Raw genomic sequence first — 22117 nt, forward strand, 5'->3', positions numbered from 1 at the left:
CCGCTGGGCCCTGCGCGCCGGCTGCGACATCATCGCCCTGTCCTTCGTCCGCAGCGGACGCGACATCGAGGACGTCCACCGCATCATGGACGAGGAGGGCCGGCGCCTCCCCGTCATCGCCAAGATCGAAAAACCACAGGCCGTGGACAACATCGAGAACATCGTCCTCGCTTTCGACGGCATCATGGTCGCCCGAGGCGACCTTGGCGTCGAGATGCCCCTCGAACAGGTCCCGATCGTCCAGAAGCGCGCGATCAAGCTCGCCAGGCGCAACGCCAAGCCCGTGATAGTCGCGACACAGATGCTCGACTCAATGATCGACAACTCCCGCCCGACCAGGGCCGAGGCGTCCGATGTGGCGAACGCCGTGATCGACGGCACGGACGCGGTGATGCTCTCCGGCGAAACCAGCGTCGGCAACCACGCCATCGCAACGGTCAGGACCATGTCCCGCATCGTCGAGGCGGCCGAGGAGGACATCCTCGCCAAGGGCCTGCCGCCCCTGACCGAACACAACAAGCCCCGCACCCACGGCGGCGCCATGGCCCGCGCTGCCGCCGAGATGGGCGACTTCCTCGGCGCGAAGTTCCTCGTCGCGTTCACACAGTCCGGCGACACGGTCCGCCGCCTCTCCCGCTACCGTTCCCCGATCCCACTGCTCGCCTTCACTCCGGACCCGGCCACCCGCTCCCAGCTCACCCTCACCTGGGGTGTGGACACCTTCCTCGGCCCCTACGTCGACTCGACCGACGCCATGGTCGACCAGGTCGACGAGCTGCTCCTGAAGTACGGCCGCTGCAAGAAGGGCGACACCGTGATCATCACGGCGGGCTCGCCTCCGGAGGTCTCCGGGACGACGAACATGGTGCGGGTGCACCACATCGGGGAGGACGACAGTCCGAAGTAGGGCGGGCTGGGGTCAGGGGTCAGTACTTGGGGCCTACGTAGGCGTCCATGAGGGCGACGGAGGCTTTGCGGGCGATCGAGACGTTGAACGGATCACTGCCGCGAGCGAGGACGGTCCACTCGACGCCGACCCCGTCGAGAGCCTCGGTGAAGAGCCTCCGGATGTCGTCCGACTTGTTGGTGAAGAAGTACCGCGGGTATTCGTAGCGCTTCGGCTCACCGGCCACGAGACGGGTGGTCCAGTTGGTGATGCGACAGCCGTCGGAGTGGATGAGGCCCCGGATGAACTCCCCACGGGTGGGCGCCGACGATCTCCTGCTGCCAGGGTTCGAGGGCGATGGTGCGCTCGTGTTTCTTGCCGGGGCCGTGTTGAGGGAAAAGGCAAGGCCAGTGCTTGCTTGAGCAACCGACAGAGACGTGGCCTTGTGCCTGGACGCGGCACACGCTGTTGTCGGGACGCGCCGAGAGGATGGCTGCCTCGCATGCGTCGATGAGGCCGGGCCAGGCGTCGGCACACGCGATACGGAGGATGTACACGCCCTTTCGATTGGGGCTGATGCAGCCGTCACTGAGGTAGAGGCCCAGCAGGTAGGCGTACGCGGCCGGCTCTTCGGGCGGGCCGGGGGCATCCCGGCACCGGGGGCATGGGAGGCCCGTGTTCATGAGCGGTTCGATGCGTACTAGCCAGGAGCGGATCGCGGCCCGTGAGATGCCGGTCTCCTTGCTCACTGAGTTCAGGCTGCGTCCTTGCGTGACGAGAGCGAGTGCTCGTTTGCGTGTGTCCATGTCGTACATGCGGACACTCTGTGCGACCGATCGTGAGCGCGTGCAGCAAAAAGCGGATGTTCACGAGAACGTGGACATCCGCTTTCCAATGGCGACCTTGGAATCCAAGGAAAAGTGCCCCGAGTCGGATTCGAACCGACGCTGTATGGGTTTTGAATCCATGGCCTCTACCGCTGGGCTACCGGGGCCCCTTCAAAACGAAGGTCAGCAGTCTCCCGCTGTGTCACCACTTTACCGCAGCTAGGTACGCTCTTGTCAGCAGTACCCCTGCCCTGCAACAAGGAGCCCACGTGACCGCCCCCGAGTCGCCCCAGACAGTCGAAGACGACGACAAGTCGCACGTGCCTCCGCTGACGACCCGTGTCGTCATCGCCGAGGACGAGGCGCTGATCCGCCTCGACCTCAAGGAGATGCTCGAAGAGGAGGGCTACACCGTCGTCGGTGAGGCGGGCGACGGCGAGCAGGCCGTCGAGCTCGCCCGGGAGCACCGGCCCGACCTCGTGATCCTCGATGTGAAGATGCCGAAGCTCGACGGTATCTCGGCGGCTGAGAAGATCGCCGAGGAGTCCATAGCGCCGGTCCTGATGCTCACCGCGTTTTCGCAGCGTGACCTGGTGGAGCGTGCCCGGGATGCCGGTGCCATGGCGTACCTGGTGAAGCCGTTCAGTAAGAGTGATGTCGTTCCGGCCATCGAGATGGCGGTGTCGCGTTTCAACGAGCTGCGGCAGTTGGAGAACGAGGTCGCTGATCTCACGCAGCGTCTGGAGACGCGGAAGCTGGTGGACCGGGCGAAGTCGGTGCTTCAGACCGAGTACGGCCTGTCGGAGCCGGCGGCGTTCCGGTGGATTCAGAAGACGTCCATGGATCGCCGTATGTCCATGCAGCAGGTTGCGGAGGCGGTCATTCTGGATGCGGAGGAGAAGAAGGCCGCCAAGGGCTGACCCTCGGGTCACGGATGTCACGTATGTCACGCAATTCGCGTGCGTCACGTACGACGCGGGCCCGCGCCCCCTTCTCCGGGGGCGCGGGCCTCAGTCGTGTGGCGGAAGGGGTTCAGTCCTCGCCGAGGTAGGCCTTGCGGACCGATTCGTCGTGGAGCAGGTCCTGGCCCGTGCCCGAGAGGACGATCTTGCCGACTTCCATGACGTGGCCTTGATCGGCCAGGGAGAGGGCGGCCTGGGCGTTCTGCTCGATGAGCAGGATGGTGGTGCCCTGGGCCTTGAGCTCCTGGATGGTTGCCATGATCTTCTGCATCATGATCGGGGAGAGGCCCATGGAGGGTTCGTCGAGCATGAGCAGTTTGGGCTGGGACATGAGTGCTCGTCCCATGGCGAGCATCTGCTGTTCGCCGCCGGAGAGGGTGCCTGCGGCCTGTTTCCTGCGTTCTCCGAGGATGGGGAACAGGTCGTAGGCGCGCTGTATGTCCTTTTCGATGCCTTCTTTGTCGTTGCGGAGGTAGGCGCCGAGCCGGAGGTTGTCCTCGATCGTCATGCGGGGGAAGATGTGCCGGCCTTCGGGGGAGTGGGCCAGCCCCAGCGAGACGATCTTGTGGGCGGGGATCTTGCGCAGTGACTTGCCGTCGAACTTGATCTGGCCGCCGAGCGGCTGGAGCAGACCGGAGAGGGTCCGCAGGGTGGTGGTCTTTCCGGCGCCGTTGGTGCCGATGAGGGTGACGACTTCGCCGGCCTCGACCTTGAACGAGATGCCTTTGACGGCTTCGATCTTGCCGTAGGCGACCCTGAGGTCCTCGACCTCTAGCAGTGCGGTCACTTGGCGTCCCCTTCTGTGGTGCTGTGCGCCTCGGCCTCCGCGGCCTCGACCTCGGCGAGCTCCTCCTTGCCGGGGGCGCCCTCGAAGGGTGTGCCGAGGTAGGCGGCGATGACGCGTTCGTCGGCCTGGACGACTTCGGCGGGGCCTTCGACGAGTTTTTCGCCCTGGACGAGCACGGCGACCCGGTCGCAGAGGTTCATGATGAACCGGATGTCGTGCTCGATGACGAGGACGGCGATGCCCTTGTCGCGGATGGCGAAGACGAGTTCCTCGGTGGCCCGTGTCTCCTGCGGGTTCATGCCGGCGGTGGGTTCGTCGAGGAGGAGGAGGCCGGGTTCGCTCGCGAGGGCGCGGGCGATTTCCAGCTTGCGCTGTTCGCCGTAGGGGAGGTTGCGGGCGAGGTGGTCGGCCTTGGCGGCGAGTCCGGTGAACTCGAGGAGTTCCATGGCTCGGTCGCGTGATTCCTCTTCGGCTTTTTTGAAGCCGGGGAGGCGCAGGAGGGCTGACCAGAGTCCTTCTTTGGTCCGTGTGTGGCGGCCGACGAGCACGTTTTCCAGAACGGTCATGTTGGCGAAGAGCCGGATGTTCTGGAAGGTGCGGGCGATGCCTGCCTGGGTGACCAGGTGGGGTTTGGGCGGGAGGACGGTGCCTTTGTAGGTGACGGTGCCCTCGGTCGGGATGTACAGGCCGGTCAGGCAGTTGAAGAAGGTCGTCTTTCCGGCGCCGTTGGGGCCGATGAGTCCGACGATCTCGCCGCTGCCCACGGTGAGGTCGACGCTGCGTACGGCGGTGAGTCCGCCGAAGCGCATGGTGACGCCGCTGGCGTCGAGCACCGTGGTTGTGGTGGTCGTGGTGGTTGTCATGGCGGTCACGCCCCTGCCTTGGCGACGCCGGTCGCGCCTTCGGGCAATGGCTTGTCCTCGGGTACGTCGAGCTGTCCGGTCTCGTGGAATTCGAGCTGCTTCCTGCGGTCGGCGACGAGGCCTTCGGGCCGGAAGCGCATGAGGAGCATCAGCGCGAAGCCGAAGAGCAGGAGCTGGTATTCCTGCATGAACTGGAGCTTGGCCGGGATGAGGTAGAGGAGTGCGGCGCCGATGAGGGGGCCGCTGATGGTTCCCATGCCGCCGAGGATGACGGCGGCGAGGAGGAAGGCCGAGTTGGGCGGTACGGAGCCGGCGAACTGGTACTGCTCGGGGGTGATGCTGTAGGAGACGTGGGCCTGGACGGTGCCGGCGAGGCCGGCGAGGGCGGCGCCGAGTGCGAAGGCGAGGAGCTTGAGGCGGAAGCCGTTGATGCCCATGGCGGTGGCGGCGGTCTCGTCCTCGCGGATGGCGACCCAGGCCCGGCCGATGCGGGACTCCGCGGAGCGGCGGAAGACCAGCACGACGATGGCTGTGAACAGCAGCATCAGGAGGTAGTAGTTGCCGGATCGGGTGAGTTCGGTGCCCAGGACGTTGTGGGGCAGTCCGAGGTTGAAGCCGAAGAGTTCCAGGTCCGGGATGTTGGGGATGCCGTTGGAGCCGTTGGTGACGTCGGGTCCGCTGTTCCCGTTGAGGTTGTTCATGGTGATGCGGAAGATCTCACCGAACCCGAGGGTCACGATGGCGAGGTAGTCGCCGCGCAGTCGGAGGGTCGGGGCTCCGATCACGACGCCGAAGATCAGGGAGGCGGCGGCGCCGGTGAGGACGGCTGCCCAGAACGGGAACTGGACGCCGATGGTGGACTGGGGTGAGCCGGAGACCAGGGCGGCGGCGTAGGCGCCGACGCCGAGGAAGGCGACGTATCCGAGGTCGAGGAGGCCTGCGAGGCCGACGACGACGTTGAGGCCCAGGGCGACTGTGGCGAAGATCAGGATGTTGGCGCCGATGAGGGCGTACTGGTCGTTGCTCTGGGTGAAGGGGAAGCAGATGGCCGCGACGAAGGCGGCGGCCATGGTGACGTTGCGGTGTTTGGCGGTGAGCGTCGAGAGCTGCTTGATGAGTCCGGCGCGCATGATGGCGGTGAAGCCGAATCCGGCGGTGATCAGGAAGCCGATGAACAGCTCGGAGTACTCGGTGCTGATGCCGTAGGAGAAGACGTACAGTCCGATTCCGAAGCCGGCGGCGATGATCAGGATCTCTGCCCAGGAGGGGAGTTCCTTGGCGCGGCCGGGTTCGGGGGCGCTGAGCGAGTGGCGGATCCGGCCCCACAGGTTGGGGGATTCGTCGCGGTCGTAGCCCTGGTCGGCCGGGAGGCCGAGGGCGCCGATCACGGCGAGGAGGGCTCCGATGCCGGAGACCCAGGCGCCGGGTTCGAGGTTGACGAGGCCGCCGAGTTCGGAGGAGATCGCGCCCATGGCGTAGCCGGTGGTGCCGAGGACGCCGAGTGCGAGGAGGCGGGTGGGGCTGTTGGTGCCGCCGGGGGTGAGCCAGCCCAGGCCTCGGATTCCGTAACCGGAGAGCGCGAACAGTGCGGTCAGCGCGCCGGAGATGAGGGTGAGGACCTGTAGGCCGCCGGGGTAGCCGGTGACGGTGAGGTTGCCGGGGAATTCCTCGGTCCAGGTCCAGGCGAGGAAGGTGCCGACGAGGGCGACGACGGAGCCGGTCACCGCTGCGGCGCGTGCGGCGGCGGGCGGCATCGGGATGATGGGGGTCGGTGCGGTGGCGGCGGACTTCGTGGTGTCCGTGGCCGTGGCGTTGGTGGTTTTGGTGGTCATGGGTATCACGCCCGATCCGCGACGCGTTCGCCGAGCAGGCCCTGTGGTCGGAACAGCAGAACGAGGATGAGCAGGGCGAACGCCCAGACGTCCTTCCAGGCGCCGCCGCCGAAGAGGTCCATCCCGGGGATGTCGCCTATGTAGCCGGTGGCAAGGGATTCGGCGACACCGAGGACGATGCCGCCGAGCATGGCGCCGTAGATGTTGCCGATGCCGCCGAGTACGGCGGCGGTGAAGGCTTTGAGGCCCATCAGGAAGCCCATGCGGAAGCCGACCTGGCCGTTCTTGAGGCCGTAGGCGACGGCGGCGATGGCGGCGAACGCGGCGCCGATGGCGAAGGCCATGACGATGATGCGGTCGGTGTTGACACCCATCAGCTTCGCGGTGTCGGGGTCCTGGGCGGTGGCCTGCATGCCGCGGCCCGAGCGGGTCTTGGTGACGAAGAGGCCGAGGGCGAACATGCACAGCGGGGCGGCGATGAGGACGAAGAGGTCACCGCGCTGGATGCTGGCGCCGAAGATGTCGATCGGACCGCCTTCGAACTGCGGGAAGGGGTGGTCCTTCTTCGCGTCGGGGTACCACATCCACACGATCTGCTGGAGGACGATGGAGAGGCCGATTGCGGTGATCAGGGGGGCCAGTCGTGGTGCGCCGCGCAGTGGCCGGTAGGCGAAGCGCTCGGCGGCGGTGGCGACTGCGACGGAGACGACGATGCCGCCGAGGATCATGAGGGGGACTGCGGCGCCGAGGGCGAAGCCGTCGGGCATCCACAGGTAGACGGTGAGGGCCCCGAAGCCCCCGACCATGAAGATCTCGCCGTGGGCGAAGTTGATGAGCTGGACAATGCCGTAGACCATCGTGTAGCCGATCGCGATGAGACCGTACATCGCGCCGAGGATGAGTCCATTGGCCAGCTGTTGCGGCAGTTCGTTCACCGCAGGGCCTCCGTGGGATTTTCGGATATGGCGCCGCGCGGGAGCGCTGGTGGGCGCTCCCGCGCGGCCTGGATCAATGCGGGATGGGGGAGGTGCTGTCTATTTGTCCCCTGCTCAGCCCAACTTGGGCGAGCCGCTGAACTCGGGCGCCCAGGCGTCGTTCTTGATCTTGTATGCGGTCATCAGGGTGTTCGTGGTGTCGCCGAACTCGTCGAAGGAGACGGTGCCGGTGACGCCGTCGAACTTGACCTTCGCCATGGCGTCGAGGACTGCCTTGCGGCCGTCGGACGGGAGCTTGCCGTCGTTGCCTTCGACCGCCAGCTTGACGGCCTCGATGATGGACCAGGTCGCGTCGTAGGTGAGGCCGCCGTAGGCCTCGTAGTCGTCCTTGTAGCCGCCCGCCTCGTAGTTCTTGATGAACTCCTTGGCGGAGTCGAGCTGCTCGACCGGCTTGCCGACGGAGGTGGCGAGGTCGCCGGCGGCCTTCTTGTTCAGCTTCGGGAACTCGGCGGAGTAGATGCCGTCGCCGCCCATCAGCGGGATGCTCTGGCCGCTGTCCTTGAGCTGCTGGCTCAGCGGAGCGGCGGCGGGGTACTCGCCGCCGTAGTAGAGCGCTTCGGCACCGGTCTTCTTGATCTTGGCCACGACGGCGTTGAAGTCACGGTCGTCGGGGTTGATGTTGTCGGTGCCGACGATCTCGCCGCCGAGCTTGGTGTAGTTCGCCTTGAAGGAGGCGGCGAGGCCGGCGCCGTAGGTCTTCTGGTCGCTGATCAGGTAGGTCTTCTTGATGCCGGCCTTCTGGAAGAGGTATTCGGCGGCGAAGGCGCCCTGGACCTCGTCGGTGGTGGCGGTGCGGAAGAAGGTCTTGAACTGGCGGACCGAGTCTCCGGTCTTCCAGCCGTCGCCCTGGGTGAGCTCGGTGCCGGTGTTGGCCGGGGAGACCTGGGTGAGTCCGGCGTCGTTGAACGGCTTCTGCATCGACTGCGAGACGCTGGAGTTCAGCGGGCCGACGACGCCGAGGAGGTCCTTGTTGCTGATGAACTTCTGGGCGTTGGCCTGGCCGACGGACGGCTGCGCCTGGTCGTCGAGGGGCTCCAGCTTGAACTCGACGCCCTTGACGTACTCCTCCTTGTTGGCCATCTTCACGGCCAGGTCGGCGGAGTTGCGGATGCCGAGGCCCAGAGCGGACAGGTCACCCGTGAGCGGGGCGTCGACGCCGAGCACAACGGTCGTCTTGTCGCCGCCGCCACCGCTGCCGCTGTCGTCGCGCGACCCACAGGCGGTGAGGGTGAGCGATCCCGCCGCAAGCGCGGCGGTGATGGCTATGAGCGAACGTTGACGCACGAATCTGGTCCTTTCCCTGGCACGGAGGCTCCCCCTGGAGCCCGCCGAGTCGAGCGCTGGACCGAAGTTCCTTCGAATCCGTCGGCGCGGTGACTGGGCGTGACTCTAAGCGTGTGCGGGGAACGTGGAGGAGGGTCTGACCGAGGCTGTGACGCTCTTGTTATGACACGACGTAATGCAGAGCGGTACTCGCTGGGTGGATCAGAGGAATTCGGGCCGATTCGCCCAGTCCGCATAGTGAGAACCCGCAGCGTTTGCCGGGGTCCTCTCAGGAGTGTTCGGGTGTTTTGGTGATGTCTCGAAAATGTTGCTGCGGGCTACCTGAAAGGCCTGAGTGGAGTCGTGTGCACGGGTTCGCCGGGGCTGAATTCGGTGACGTGTATTGCCGATTTATTACGCAGAGTTACAGCCAGGAAAGGGGTCCGGCCTTTTCCGACACTTCGCTCATTCGGCGCGGATGTGCGGCCGTGGCGGTTCCGTGCGCGCCGCGTGTGGCGGACTCTCCGCTTCCGGTGGCTGACACGGCGGTCAGCGGTGTCAGCCCGAGTTCCCGGGATCAACGGCGGTGCGTGCGCGGGCGGGTCAGCCCGTCGGGGGGACGTACTGGGCGGCGTCGCTCGGGTTCACGTCCCGCAGCATGCACGTCAGGCGGGCGCTGCACACCCGCTTGCCCTGCTCGTCACTGATGACGATCTCGTACGTCGCCGTCGAGCGTCCCCGGTGCAGGGGTGTGGCCACGCCGGTCACGAGCCCGGACCGGACGCCGCGGTGGTGTGTGCAGTTCAGGTCGACGCCCACGGCTATCTTCGAGCTGCCCGCGTGCAGCATGGCGCCGACCGAGCCCAGGGTCTCGGCGAGCACGGCGGACGCGCCGCCGTGCAGCAGCCCGTACGGCTGGGTGTTGCCCTCCACGGGCATAGTGCCGACGACGCGCTCGGGAGAGGCCTCCACGATCTGCACGCCCATGCGGGTCCCCAGGTGCCCTGCCGAGAACATCGCGACCAGGTCGACGCCGATCGCCGCGTACTCGTCGATGACTTCCTGAGGGAACTTCACGTGGCGCTGCTCGCCCATGGATCCTGGCTCCGTTTCGTCAGGGATCTCGTCGTGGGCGTTCGGCTCCGGGCCGAACGTCCACCCGTGACTGAGCGAACGCTCAGTCGGTTCCCGATTGTTCCAGACGGACCACGACGGACTTGCTGGCCGGGGTGTTGCTGGTGTCCGCGGTGGCGTCCAGCGGCACGAGGACGTTCGTCTCCGGGTAGTACGCGGCCGCGCAGCCCCGGGCTGTGGGGTAGTGCACGACGCGGAAGCCGGGCGCCCGGCGCTCCACGCCGTCCTTCCACTCGCCGACCAGGTCGACGTAACTGCCGTCGGCGACCTGCAACTCGGCGGCGTCCTCGGGGTTGACCAGTACGACCCGGCGGCCGTTCCTGATGCCCCGGTAACGGTCGTCCAGGCCGTAGATCGTGGTGTTGTACTGGTCGTGCGAGCGCAGCGTCTGGAGCAGGAGGCGGCCCGCGGGAAGTTCCGGATACTCGACCGGTGCCGCAGTGAAGTTCGCCTTGCCGGTGGCGGTGGGGAAGCGGCGCTCGTCACGGGGGGCGTGGGGGAGAGCGAAGCCCTCGGGACGGGCCACGCGCGCGTTGAAGTCGTCGAAGCCGGGGACCACGCGCGCGATGCGGTCACGGATCGTCGCGTAGTCCTTCTCGAACTCCTCCCACGGTGTGCGGCTGTCCTCGCCGAGCACACGGCGGGCCAGACGGCACACGATGGCCGTCTCGGACAGCAGGTGTTCGCTCGCGGGCTCCAGCCGGCCGCGCGAGGCGTGCACCATGCCCATGGAGTCCTCGACGGTCACGAACTGCTCGCCGCTGCCCTGGAGGTCCCGCTCGGTACGGCCGAGCGTGGGGAGGACGAGTGCACGCGCGCCCGTGACGGCGTGCGAGCGGTTCAGCTTCGTCGACACGTGCACCGTCAGGCGGGCGCGGCGCATGGCCGCCTCCGTCACCTCGGTGTCGGGTGACGCGGACACGAAGTTGCCGCCCATCGCGAAGAAGACCTTCGCCTTGTCGTCGCGCATGGCCCGGATGGCCCGGACGACGTCGTAGCCGTGCTCCCGGGGCGGCGCGAAGCCGAACTCCTTCTCCAGGGCGTCCAGGAAGGCCGGGGCGGGGCGTTCGAAGATGCCCATCGTGCGGTCGCCCTGCACGTTCGAGTGGCCGCGCACCGGGCACACGCCCGCGCCCGGGCGGCCGATGTTGCCGCGCAGCAGCAGGAAGTTGACCACCTCGCGGATGGTCGGCACGGAGTGCTTGTGCTGGGTGAGGCCCATGGCCCAGCAGACGATGGTGCGCTGCGAGGCGAGGATCATGCCGAGGGCTTCGTTGATCTCCTCCTGGGTGAGACCGGTCGCGGTGAGCGTCTCGTCCCAGTCGGCGGCCCGCGCGGCCTCGGCGAACTCCTCGTACCCGTACGTGTGTTCGCGGACGAACTCCTCGTCGACCGCGCCGTCCGTCGCCAGGATCAGCTTGTTGAGGAGGCGGAACAGGGCCTGGTCGCCGCCGATGCGGATCTGGAGGAACAGGTCGGTGAGAGCGGCACCCTTGAGCATGCCCTGCGGGGTCTGCGGGTTCTTGAAGCGCTCCATGCCCGCTTCGGGCAGCGGGTTCACCGTGATGATCCGCGCGCCGTTCGCCTTCGCCTTCTCCAGGGCGGAGAGCATGCGCGGGTGGTTGGTGCCCGGGTTCTGCCCGGCCACGATGATCAGGTCCGCCTGGTAGAGGTCGTCGAGCAGGACGCTGCCCTTGCCGACGCCGAGGGTTTCCGAGAGCGCCGACCCCGACGACTCGTGGCACATGTTGGAGCAGTCCGGCAGGTTGTTCGTGCCGAACTCGCGGGCGAACAGCTGGTAGAGGAACGCGGCCTCGTTGCTCGTGCGTCCCGAGGTGTAGAAGAGCGCCTCGTCGGGGCTCTGCAGGGCCTTCAGTTCCTCCGCGACGATGTCGAAGGCCCGGTCCCAGGACACCGGTTCGTAGTGCTCGCCCCCTTCGGGGAGGTACATGGGGTGCGTGAGGCGGCCCTGCTGGCCCAGCCAGTAGCCGCTGCGGGTGGCGAGGTCGGCCACGGTGTGGGCGGCGAAGAACTCCGGGGTGACCCGGCGCAGGGTGGCCTCCTCGGCGACCGCCTTCGCCCCGTTCTCGCAGAACTCCGCCGTGTGCCGGTGCTCGGGCTCGGGCCAGGCGCAGCCGGGGCAGTCGAAGCCGTCCTTCTGGTTGACGCGGAGCAGGGTGAGCGCGGTGCGCTTGACGCCCATCTGCTGCTGGGCGATCCGCAGCGAGTGCCCGACGGCGGGCAGCCCGGCGGCCGAGTGCTTCGGTCCGGCGACCTGTGGCGCGTCCTGGACCGGATCGCCCTTCGGCGGCTTGGTTGCCATCGCACGCTCTCCTTCGACTTCGACTGCGAGGTGAAGCACGGTTTACGACTACGAGGTGAAGTACGTCTCCGATCCTCGCACGTGTCAGTGACAGCGATCACCGGAGGGCGGAAGGGGGGCTGTCGGCCGCGGAGGCCGGACCGCCGACCTCGCCCGGCAACTCTCCGTGGCGTGGCGACCGCCCACCGTGCCGAGGTCGACGCATCGGGGGATCCGGCCGGTGGTGATCGCGGGCTGAGGTGCCCGCCCACGCCGGCCGGGGCCGAGTGTCAGTGGGTCGTGGCAGGATCGGGGGCGTGGCAGAAACAGCATCGAAGAAGACCGAGAAGACCCCTGGCGGCGGCCGTCCCCGGCTCATGCTCATGGACGGGCACTCACTGGCGTACCGCGCGTTCTTCGCGCTGCCCGCGGAGAATTTCACGACCGCGACGGGCCAGCCGACGAACGCGATCTACGGCTTCGCGTCGATGCTGGCCAACACGCTGCGCGACGAGGCGCCCACGCACTTCGCGGTGGCGTTCGACGTGTCCCGCAAGACCTGGCGCTCCGAGGAGTTCACGGAGTACAAGGCGAACCGTTCGAAGACCCCCGACGAGTTCAAGGGCCAGGTCGAGTTGATCGGCGAGCTGCTCGACACGATGCACGCCCAGCGCTTCGCGGTCGACGGCTTCGAGGCGGACGACGTCATCGCGACGCTCGCCACCCAGGCCGAGGCCGAGGGCTTCGAGGTCCTCATCGTCACCGGCGACCGCGACTCCTTCCAGCTGGTCACCGAGAACACGACGGTGCTGTACCCGACGAAGGGCGTCTCCGAGCTCACCCGGTTCACCCCGGAGAAGGTCATCGAGAAGTACGGGCTGACGCCGGCGCAGTACCCCGACTTCGCGGCGCTGCGCGGCGACCCGTCGGACAACCTGCCGGGCATTCCCGGCGTCGGCGAGAAGACCGCCGCGAAGTGGATCAACCAGTTCGGTTCGTTCGCGGAGCTGGTCGAGCGCGTCGAGGAGGTCAAGGGCAAGGCCGGGCAGAACCTCCGCGACCACCTGGAGGCGGTCAAGCTCAACCGCCGTCTCACGGAGATGGTGCGCACCGTCGAACTGCCCGGGACCGTCGGCGACCTGGAGCGCGCGCCTTACGACCGCAAGGCCCTCGCGATGGTCCTGGACACCCTGGAGATCCGCAACCCGTCCCTGCGTGAGCGGCTGCTGGCCGTCGACCCGGGTGCCGAGGAGGTCGACGTCACCCCGGTCACCGACGGCGGCGTCGAGCTGGACGGCACGGTGCTCGGCGCGGGCGAGCTCGCCCCCTGGCTCGCCGAGCACGGCAAGGCGGTCCTCGGGGTGGCCACGGTCGACTCGTGGACGCTCGGCGCGGGCGCGGTGGCCGAGGTCGCGCTGGCCGCGGCCGGGGGAGCGGCCGCGTGGTTCGACCCGGCCCAGCTGGACGAGGCCGACGAGAACGCGTGGGCGGCCTGGCTGGCGGACCCCGCCAAGCCCAAGGTGTTCCACAGCGCCAAGGGCGCGATGCGGGTCTTCGCCGAGCACGGCTGGACCGTCGAGGGCGTCACGATGGACACCGCCCTCGCCGCCTACCTGGTCAAGCCGGGCCGCCGCTCCTTCGACCTGGACGCGCTGTCGCTGGAGTACCTCCACCGGGAGCTGGCCCCTGCGGCCGAGGCCGACGGACAGCTGGCCTTCGGCACGGACGACGGCGCCGAGGCGGAGGCCCTGATGGTGCAGGCCCGCACGATCCTCGACCTGGGGGAGGCGTTCGGGACACGGCTGGAGGAGGTCGGCGCGGCCGAGCTGCTGAGGGACGTCGAGCTCCCCACCTCCGCGCTGCTGGCCCGCATGGAGCGGCACGGCATCGCGGCGGACAGGGCTCATCTGGAGGCCATGGAGCAGATGTTCGCGGGCGCCGTGCAGCAGGCCGTGAAGGAGGCGCACGCGGCGGCCGGGCACGAGTTCAACCTGGGCTCGCCCAAGCAGCTCCAGGAGGTCCTCTTCGGCGAGCTGGCCCTGCCCAAGACCAAGCGCACGAAGACGGGCTACACGACCGACGCCGACGCCCTGGCCTGGCTGGCCACCCAGACGGACAACGAACTGCCGGTCATCATGCTCCGCCACCGCGAGCAGGCGAAGCTGCGTGTCACGGTCGAGGGCCTCATCAAGACCATCGCGGCGGACGGCCGCATCCACACCACGTTCAACCAGACGGTCGCCGCCACGGGCCGCCTGTCGTCCGTGGACCCGAACCTCCAGAACATCCCCGTCCGCACGGACGAGGGAAGGGCCATCCGCCGCGGCTTCGTGGTCGGCGACGGCTTCGAGTCCCTGATGACGGCGGACTACAGCCAGATCGAACTGCGGGTGATGGCCCACCTCTCCGAGGACGCGGGCCTGATCGAGGCGTTCACGTCGGGTGAGGACCTGCACACCACGGCGGCCGCGCAGGTGTTCGCCGTCGACCCCTCGGCGGTGGACGCCGAGATGCGCCGCAAGATCAAGGCGATGTCGTACGGCCTGGCGTACGGGCTGTCGGCGTTCGGCCTCTCCCAGCAGCTGAACATCGAGGCGGCCGAGGCCCGCGCCCTGATGGACGCCTACTTCGAGCGCTTCGGCGGCGTACGGGACTACCTGCGCAGGGCGGTCGACGAGGCCCGGGCGACCGGATACACGGCGACGCTGTTCGGGCGCCGCCGCTACCTGCCCGACCTCAACAGCGACAACCGCCAGCGCCGCGAGGCGGCCGAGCGCATGGCCCTGAACGCCCCGATCCAGGGCACGGCCGCCGACATCGTCAAGATCGCCATGCTGAACGTCGACCGGGCGCTGCGCGAGGAGGGTCTCGCCTCCCGCATGCTCCTCCAGGTCCACGACGAAATCGTCCTGGAGATCGCCCCCGGCGAGCGCGCCAAGGCCGAGGAACTCGTCCGCCGCGAGATGGCGGGCGCCGTCCACCTGAGGGCTCCGCTGGACGTCTCCGTCGGCTCGGGCCCGGACTGGGAGTCCGCCGCGCACTGAGCGACCCAAGCGCCGCTTGCGCCTCGGGCGGGACGCGCGCGGCACACCGGGCAGCGCGACCAGGGCCCGGCACCACCGGGTGCCGGGCCCCTCGGCTCGCTCCCACGCCATCCGGCCGAAGCCATCCGACGTCCCGGGAACCGTCACCCACGTGGCCCTCAAGAGGGCGCCCGGGCGGGCGTGCGACGCAAGGATGCGGGCATGGGTATACGCACGCTTCGCCGCCGTACCGCAACGACCGTCGGCGTACTCGTATCGGCGTTGCTCCGACGGGCACCCGTCTCCGCGCCCGGCGCCAGCACACCCCGTATCCCCGAAGACGTCACCCGCTTGCGCTCCCCGCGCGACCTCGCTCGCGCAGCCGAACAGGCGGCCACGGCGATCTCACGAACAACCCCCCGGCCCTGAGCACGGGACCGGCCAGGAACAGCGGGCGATCAGACAGCGCGTGATCAGACAGCGCGCGATCAGTGGGACACGCGCTCCACGACGGCATCGTCCGAGGGCGCGGGCACCGGGCGCCACACCCTGACCCCGACCCCGTACAGCAGCAGCCCGAGCGCGAGCCCCGCTCCGGCGCCGAAGCACAGCGTGGGGATCACCTCGTACGGCTTGGCGGTGGCCCCCCAGTACGCCCACCACCGGGTCACCCTCTGTGCCGCGGCCGCCAGCGTGCATCCCCCGATCACGACGCCGGCCACCCAACGGTCCGCCACGGACAGCGCGGGCACGTCCAGGGGCGCCCGATCCGGCTGCCGGCGCAGGGCCAGGACCACGAAGACCGCGATCACGGCCGCGGCCACGGCCGAGCCGCCGTACTGCAGGTACCAGTAGAGCGGCGACCCCGCGATCTCCTCGCCCAGCACCGGCAACAGCCGCGTCCCCCACCGGTCGAGGTGCGTGAACGCGTCCCAGACGACATGCGTCAGCGCACCGAGAGCCGCCGAGACGTACCACCACGCCACCTCGGACGGGCGTGGCCGCCCGCGCAGTCGTCCGTGTCCCGTCCGTCCGGTCCGTCCCGTCCCGCACCCCACCAGCGCCGCCACCCGGCCCTGCCGCCCTCGGGGCAACAGCGCCACCAGCGGTTCACGCAGGACCAGCCACACCCCCACCAGTGCCCAGGTGACGAGGACGTCGAAGGTGAGCACCCCCGTGAGGGAGTGGGTGAAGTCCCCGAACTCCATCGCTCCGGGCAGCACACTCGCCGCGTAATAGGTCATGTCGGGCGCGAGCGAACCGGCGACGAGCAACGAGGGCACCAGCGGTCCGCGCCCGGTCCCGTCGAGACGCACGGCGGGCAGGACGGCGGCCGCGTGGCTGAGCGTGAAGGGCAAGTAGTCCCCCTGCGACTGGCGTTGGCCCGGCACTCCCCGGCCGGCGATCACTGCCCGCCAGTATGCGCGACAGGGTGCCGCCCGCCCCAAGGGCGCCCGATCCCGGTGGAGCGGATATGGCCAACCGGTGAATAACGGGCGCCAACGGGTGCCCCCGCGACGGAAGTTGTCGTAGGGTCGCCTGGGTCACGTTGCCGGGGCGCTGTCGAACACCGATGACGAGGCAACCGAAGAGGCGCGTCGACAGTCCTGACAGACGGCACCACAGGGAACGCGAAGACCAACGTCCGCGGGAGGGATTCACTCGATGTCGGCGCAATTCGGCAAAAGGCTGCGCAAGGGAGCGGCGACCACCACGGTTGCCGCTGTCGCAGTCGCGGCACTGGCCGCCTCCCAGGCTCCGGGAGTGACCACCGACAGCGCCGGCAGACGGCAGGCCACGGACTCGTCGGCGCCCGACACCGCGTCCGGTGCCGACGACACCGCGACCGGCAACTCGCGCTACTACACGGATCTCCCGCCCCTCGACAGCCCCACGGCCACGCCCGGTGCGGGCGGCGACACCTCGGGCATCACGGCCAACGCCGAGCGCGGCATCCCCGCCACCGTCCTCGACGCCTACAAGAAGGCCGAGTCGGCCCTGCGCGAGTCCAAGCCGGGCTGCAACCTGCCCTGGCAGCTCCTCGCCGCCATCGGCAAGGTCGAGTCGGGTCAGGCCCGCGGCGGCCGTGTCGACGCCGACGGCACGACGTACTCGAAGATCCTCGGTCCAGTCCTCAACGGCGGCCAGTTCGCGAACATCCGGGACACCGACAACGGCGCGTACGACGGCGACAGCACGTACGACCGCGCGGTCGGCCCGATGCAGTTCATCCCGTCCACCTGGGAGTGGGCGGGCCGCGACGGCAACGGCGACGGCCGCAAGGACCCCAACAACATCTACGACGCGGCCCTCGCGGCCGGCAACTACCTGTGCCGGTTCAACTGGGACCTGTCCGACCAGAAGGACCTCAGGCGCGCGATCCTCAGCTACAACAACTCGACGCACTACCTGAACACGGTGCTGACGTGGCTGGAGTACTACCGCAAGGGCACCCACGAGGTCCCGGACGGCACGGGCACGCTGCCACGCAACCCGAGCGACGGGAGCAGCTCCGGGTCGAGCGTCAGTCCCAGCCCGTCGCCGAGGGGCACCCAGAAGCCGACGCCCCCGAAGGACACCACGGACCCCACCAAGCCCGGCAACCCGGCTACGGGCGGCGGAGATTCCGGCAGTCCCACCCCGCCGAGCACTCCTCCCGGCACCACACCCCCTGGCACCACACCGCCCAGCACGACACCCCCCAGCACGCCGCCCACGCCCACCGACACGGTGGACCACCTGGAGAACGCGGGCACCGGGACACTCACGGCCACGGCCGGCGACTCGTTCGCCGAGAAGGTCGCCGTCCGCACCGAGACCAAGGCCGGCGAGGCCGTGGCGAAGGTCAGGGTCCGCTTCACCGTCGTCGGCGACACGGACGCCACATTCGCCGGTGGCGAGACCGTCGCCACGGTCGTCACCGACAGCGCCGGCACGGCCACCGCGCCCACGCTGCAGGCCGGCGAGAAGACCGGCAGCTTCACGGTCCGCGCCACCGTCGTGGGCCGCGCGGTGCCCGGCCTGGACTACAAGGCGACCGTCACCGCGCGCCAGGCCGACGCCCTTGCCCGCACCACCGACACCGCGCTGACCTGCGTCCCGGGCGGCGAGTTCGCCGAGCAGGTCGAGGTGAAGGCCACGTACAAGGGCGGGGTCGCCGACGGTGTCGCGGCCACCGCCACGCTCATCAAGTCGGCGGACGACCCCACCGAGAACGACAAGGGCCCGCACTTCAAGGACGCCGACGGCAAGACCGTCCGCACCCTCAAGGGCCTCACCACCGGCAAGGACGGCCTGCTCAAGCTCCCGAAGCTGTACGCGGACGACACGACCGGCACGTTCCTGCTCCGCATCACGACCACGGGCGGCGCGACGCTCACGGTCGAGCTGAAGGTCGCGGCGGCCGAGTCGGCGTCGCCCAGCCCCTCCGCGTAACCCCTGTCACGACAGCCACGGCGCTCCTCCATGACGGAGGGGCGCCGTCGCCGTCTGTGCGACGTGTTCTCATCTCGCCCGGCCGTTGCTACCGTGCCGGAACTGACGATGTATCAGTTCGTGTCCGCCGGGAGGCTCACATGCGCGCTCTTGCCGCCGCCGCGACCGGTCTCGCCCTCGCGCTCGCCCTGGTGTTCGCGATCACGGCGATGGGCTCACCGGCGGGCGGGACATCACCGAAACCACTGCTGACGACGGTGCCCGCACACCCGTAACTCCCCGGGACGGAGGCCGAGATGCGCCGCAGGTCCAGCCTGATACTGCTCGCCCTCGCCGTGTTCTTCGCGGCGCTGTCCCCGCTGGTGCGCTGGTACGCCTTCCCGCGCCTGGCCAAGATCCCGGCCAACCAGTACCAGGACATGGTCCTGGAGGCGAAGGACGCGACCCTCCTCGACTACGGCACGATGCGGGCGAAGAAGGTCCCCAAGGTCACCATCGTGCAGACCCTCAAAGGCAACGTGGAGGCCTCCGAGGAGATCGAGAAGACGGCCGGCCGGGACGTCGTCGTCTGGGACGGGCTCTCCTACGTCCAGGGCCCCGACGGCGAGATGGTCTCCAGGATCCCCGAGCGCTACGTCTTCGACGCCCACACCCAGGAACCCGTGCACGTCAAGGGTGAGATGGTCGACGGCGACCCGGTGAAACGGACGGGCATCGAGTTCAAGTGGCCGTTCCTGACGGAGAAACGGGACTACGAGTACTTCGACGCCCAGGCCCGCGTCACCGCACCCATCCACTACAAGGGCACCCAGGACTTCCGCGGCATCGAGGTCTACTACTTCGAGCAGACCATCCCCTGGACCAAGGTGCCCTTCCCCAAGACCATGCCCGTGCAGGGCATCACCCCGGAGTCGGTCGCCAGGACCGGCACGACCCGCTGGTACAGCACCGTCCGCAAGTTCTGGGTCGAGCCCCTCACCGGCGCTCCCGTGTACGGCGAGGAGATCCACAAGGAGGAACTCCGCGGCGGCACACTCCTGGGGGGCCGCTCGAAGGTGACGGCCTTCGCCGGGCACGTGAAGATGCGCGAGGACTACATCAGGTCGACCGTCGACCTGGTCGAGTCCAACCGGGCACTGGTGCTCCTGATGACCTCGTACCTGCCGTGGGGCTTCCTCGCCCTCGGCGTCCTGCTGCTGTCGCTCTCCCTCTACCTGGAGGCCCGCGGCCGCGGGCCCGGGGAACCCGAGCCCACGGAGACCGCGGCACCGCAGTCGGTCAGCGCCTGAGCCGCGCGTTCGTGTACCGCGTCGGCTCGGCGGTCGCCGGGTCCTCGGGCCACGGATGCTTCGGGTACCGGCCGCGCAACTCCGCCCGCACGGCCTTGTAGCCCTCTTTCCAGAAGGACGCGAGATCGGCGGTGACCGCGGCGGGCCGTCCGGCGGGGGAGAGGAGATGCACGAGGACCGGGACACCGGCAAGCGCGGGCGACTCGTGGAGCCCGAACATCTCCTGCAACTTCACGGCCAGCACGGGCCGTTCGGGATCGGCGTAGTCGATCCGGATTCTGGACCCACTCGGTACGGTGATCCGCTCCGGAGCGAGCTGGTCGAGACGAACGGCATCGCCGGAGGCCCACGGCAGCAACCGGCCCAGCGCCTCCCCGGCATCGACCCGCGCCAGATCGCCCCGACGCCGGGCACGGCTCAGCTCCGGCTCCAGCCACTCCTCCACGCGCGCGTGGAGGGCGTCGTCGGAGACATCGGGCCACGGCTCGCCCAGGTGCAGCCGCAGAAATGCGAGCCGCTGCCGCAGCCGCTCGGTGTCCTGGGACCACCGCAGCAGCCCGAACCCCTCCTCCCGCAGCCCGTCCAGCAGCGCCCGGCGTACGAGCCCGGGGTCGGCGTCCTTGAGAGGGCGCACCGCCAACTCCACCGCCCCCAGCCGCTCCACCCGCCGGGCGACGACGTCCCCGTCGGCCCAGTGGACCTCCTCGCCGACGGCACGCAGCGGCTCGGCCGCGCGCCGGGCCACCCCCTCGTCCACCGCGGCGGCGAGCCGTACGCGCGCGTGCCCTGCGCCGACGGGCCGGTCCGCGACGGCGACAGCCAGCCACGGGACGCCACGCAGGGATGAGCCGTCCCCGACGTCGGCCCGGGTCCCGGACACCATCACGTACGACCCGCCCTGCGCCCTGGCCACCCGCTCGGGAAAGGCGAACGCCGCCACGAGCCCGACAGCGGCGTCATCCGCGAGCGCCGGGAAACCCGGTGCGGGTCCGGACCCCCGGGGCACGTCCGCCGCAGCGGACCGCAGACGCCGTGTCTCGGCCCGCCAGCGCCCCGCGTAGGCGTCTCCGCCACGCCGGGCCGTCCGCAGGGCCGCGGCCAGATCGTCGCCGTACTCGCGCGGCGCCTCCTCGCTGAGCAGAGCGACGACCTCGGCCGCCCGGTCCGCGCCGACCTCGGGCGCCGCGTCCAGCAGCGCCCGCGCCAGCCGCGGGTGCAGCCCGAGCCGGGACATCCGCACGCCACGCTCCGTGACCCGCCCATCCGGGTCCACGGCCCCGATCCCCGACAGGACGTCCCGCGCCGCCGCCATCGCCCCGCCCGGCGGCGGGTCGAGCAATGCCAGCCCGGCAGCCTCCGGGTCACCCCAGCAGGCCGCCTGGAGGGCGAACGCGGTGAGGTCGGCCAGTTTGATCTCGGGCGCAGGGAAACGCGGCAGACGTGCGTTCTCGGCTTCCGCCCAGCAGCGGTACGCGGCGCCCGGAGCCTCCCGCCCGGCACGCCCCGCCCGCTGGCTCCCGGCCGCCTGCGAGGCCCGTACGGTCGTCAGCGCGCTGAGCCCGCGCGCGTGGTCCACCCGCGGCTCCCGCGCCAGCCCGGAGTCCACCACGACCCGTACGCCCGGAACCGTCAGCGATGACTCGGCCACGGACGTGGCCAGCACCACCCGGCGGCGCACCCCGGGGGACAGCACGGCGTCCTGCACGGCCGCGGACGCCCGCCCGTGCACCTGGAGTACCTCGGCTCCGCCGTCCAGGTCGCCCAACTGCCCGGCCAGGCGCGCGATCTCCCCGACCCCGGGCAGGAAGCACAGGACATCGCCCTCCCGCTCCATCAGCGCGCGCCGCACCACCGACGCCACGTGCGTCAGCAGCGCCGGGTCCACCCGCATGCCGTGCGGCGGCCGCACGGGACGCACCGGCGGGGCCCACACGACCTCCACCGGGTGCGAGACGCCCTCCGCCTCCACCACCGGCGCGTCGCCCAGCAGCCGGGCCCACCCCTGCGCGTCGGTCGTGGCGGACGCGGCCACCAGACGCAGCTCGGGGCGGAGCGCGGCCCGTACGTCCAGCAGGAACGCCGCGACCGTGTCCGCGTCCAGATGCCGCTCATGGCACTCGTCGAGCACCACGACGTCCACGTCCGCCAGCTCCTGGTCCCGCTGCAACCGCTGCAGCAGCAGGCCGGTGGTGACGACCTCCACGCGCGCGTGCCGCCCCACCACCCGCTCGCCGCGCACGCTGTACCCGACGCTCTCGCCGACCTTCTCCCCGAGCAGCCATGCCATCCGCCGTGCCGCCGCCCGGGCGGCGATACGGCGCGGCTCGGCGACGACGACACGCCGTGCGGGCCCGTCACCCACCAGCCCGGCCAGCACCAGCGGAACGAGCGTGGTCTTCCCGGTGCCGGGCGGCGCCACCAGAACGGCACAGCCGTGCCCCTCCAGGGCGTCGCTCAGCTCGGGCAGGGCACGTCGTACGGGCAGCGCGTCCAGGGCGTTGTAACGGATCACGCCCCAA

Annotated in this window: 15 protein-coding genes, 1 tRNA gene and 1 pseudogene; 6 read left to right on the forward strand and 11 right to left on the reverse strand. The window is 69.6% G+C overall.

Annotation, left to right across the window (positions count from 1 at the left end; translation table 11 throughout):
• Positions 1 to 907: pyruvate kinase (pyk, locus tag FPZ41_RS19715; RefSeq protein WP_152864401.1), on the forward strand; the 907-nt coding region annotated here is incomplete at its 5' end.
• Positions 908 to 926: 19 nt separating this feature from the next.
• Here the strand turns inward: pyk and FPZ41_RS19720 are convergent.
• Positions 927 to 1701 (reverse strand): annotated as a pseudogene (locus FPZ41_RS19720) (transcriptional regulator).
• 106 nt (positions 1702 to 1807) lie between these two features.
• Positions 1808 to 1880: transfer RNA gene (locus tag FPZ41_RS19725), tRNA-Leu, on the reverse strand.
• Between the two features lie 102 nt (positions 1881 to 1982).
• Between FPZ41_RS19725 and FPZ41_RS19730 the strand changes: the two genes are divergently transcribed.
• Entirely contained in the window at positions 1983 to 2633 is a 651-nt protein-coding gene (locus tag FPZ41_RS19730; RefSeq protein WP_131563831.1) for an ANTAR domain-containing response regulator, read from the forward strand.
• Between the two features lie 112 nt (positions 2634 to 2745).
• On the opposite strand, the gene FPZ41_RS19735 is transcribed toward FPZ41_RS19730, so the two are convergent.
• The 7 genes from FPZ41_RS19735 to FPZ41_RS19765 all read right to left on the reverse strand — a co-directional run bounded on the left by FPZ41_RS19735 (position 2746) and on the right by FPZ41_RS19765 (position 11872).
• Positions 2746 to 3462, reverse strand: coding sequence for an ABC transporter ATP-binding protein (locus FPZ41_RS19735; protein WP_131563830.1), 717 nt, complete (start codon positions 3460 to 3462; stop codon positions 2746 to 2748).
• Complete coding sequence (locus tag FPZ41_RS19740; protein ID WP_152864403.1) at positions 3459 to 4325, reverse strand: ABC transporter ATP-binding protein; 867 nt, start codon at positions 4323 to 4325, stop codon at positions 3459 to 3461. The genes FPZ41_RS19735 and FPZ41_RS19740 overlap by 4 nt, the downstream gene beginning before the upstream one ends.
• 5 nt (positions 4326 to 4330) lie before the next feature.
• Positions 4331 to 6157 (reverse strand): branched-chain amino acid ABC transporter permease, encoded by a 1827-nt coding sequence (locus FPZ41_RS19745; RefSeq protein ID WP_152864405.1) that lies wholly within the window; start codon positions 6155 to 6157, stop codon positions 4331 to 4333.
• A gap of 5 nt (positions 6158 to 6162) precedes the next feature.
• Positions 6163 to 7092 carry a branched-chain amino acid ABC transporter permease gene (locus tag FPZ41_RS19750; RefSeq protein WP_322620455.1) on the reverse strand — a complete coding sequence of 310 codons (930 nt, stop codon included), beginning with the start codon at positions 7090 to 7092 and terminating at the stop codon, positions 6163 to 6165.
• A 114-nt stretch (positions 7093 to 7206) separates the two neighbouring features.
• Positions 7207 to 8436: a branched-chain amino acid ABC transporter substrate-binding protein gene (locus tag FPZ41_RS19755; protein ID WP_322620456.1), complete on the reverse strand. Its 1230-nt coding sequence runs from the start codon at positions 8434 to 8436 to the stop codon at positions 7207 to 7209.
• A gap of 582 nt (positions 8437 to 9018) precedes the next feature.
• The gene (locus tag FPZ41_RS19760; protein WP_152864407.1) at positions 9019 to 9510 is read right to left on the reverse strand and encodes a hotdog fold thioesterase; all 492 of its coding nucleotides are present in this window, start codon (positions 9508 to 9510) and stop codon (positions 9019 to 9021) included.
• An 82-nt stretch (positions 9511 to 9592) separates the two neighbouring features.
• The gene (locus tag FPZ41_RS19765; protein WP_152864409.1) at positions 9593 to 11872 is read right to left on the reverse strand and encodes an FdhF/YdeP family oxidoreductase; all 2280 of its coding nucleotides are present in this window, start codon (positions 11870 to 11872) and stop codon (positions 9593 to 9595) included.
• Positions 11873 to 12168: 296 nt separating this feature from the next.
• On the opposite strand from FPZ41_RS19765, the gene polA reads away from it, so the two are divergent.
• Positions 12169 to 14895: a DNA polymerase I gene (polA, locus tag FPZ41_RS19770; RefSeq protein WP_322620457.1), complete on the forward strand. Its 2727-nt coding sequence runs from the start codon at positions 12169 to 12171 to the stop codon at positions 14893 to 14895.
• A 467-nt stretch (positions 14896 to 15362) separates the two neighbouring features.
• On the opposite strand, the gene FPZ41_RS19775 is transcribed toward polA, so the two are convergent.
• Entirely contained in the window at positions 15363 to 16232 is an 870-nt protein-coding gene (locus FPZ41_RS19775) for a DUF4184 family protein (RefSeq protein ID WP_152864411.1), read from the reverse strand.
• Positions 16233 to 16539: 307 nt separating this feature from the next.
• Here FPZ41_RS19775 and FPZ41_RS19780 point away from each other — a divergent pair, with 307 nt between their 5' ends.
• The 3 genes from FPZ41_RS19780 to FPZ41_RS19790 all read left to right on the forward strand — a co-directional run bounded on the left by FPZ41_RS19780 (position 16540) and on the right by FPZ41_RS19790 (position 19598).
• Positions 16540 to 18309, forward strand: coding sequence for a lytic transglycosylase domain-containing protein (locus FPZ41_RS19780; protein ID WP_152864413.1), 1770 nt, complete (start codon positions 16540 to 16542; stop codon positions 18307 to 18309).
• 140 nt (positions 18310 to 18449) lie between these two features.
• Positions 18450 to 18584, forward strand: a complete 135-nt coding sequence (locus tag FPZ41_RS19785; protein WP_152864414.1) for an SPW_0924 family protein — start codon at positions 18450 to 18452, stop codon at positions 18582 to 18584.
• A gap of 21 nt (positions 18585 to 18605) precedes the next feature.
• Positions 18606 to 19598 (forward strand): DUF3068 domain-containing protein, encoded by a 993-nt coding sequence (locus FPZ41_RS19790; protein WP_152864416.1) that lies wholly within the window; start codon positions 18606 to 18608, stop codon positions 19596 to 19598.
• On the opposite strand, the gene hrpB is transcribed toward FPZ41_RS19790, so the two are convergent.
• The gene (hrpB, locus tag FPZ41_RS19795; RefSeq protein ID WP_322620458.1) at positions 19588 to 22110 is read right to left on the reverse strand and encodes an ATP-dependent helicase HrpB; all 2523 of its coding nucleotides are present in this window, start codon (positions 22108 to 22110) and stop codon (positions 19588 to 19590) included. The genes FPZ41_RS19790 and hrpB overlap by 11 nt on opposite strands.
• Positions 22111 to 22117: the final 7 nt, after the last annotated feature.

Origin of the sequence: Streptomyces acidicola (assembly GCF_009377235.1) — a bacterium.
GTDB classification, from domain to species: Bacteria; Actinomycetota; Actinomycetes; order Streptomycetales; family Streptomycetaceae; genus Streptomyces; species Streptomyces acidicola.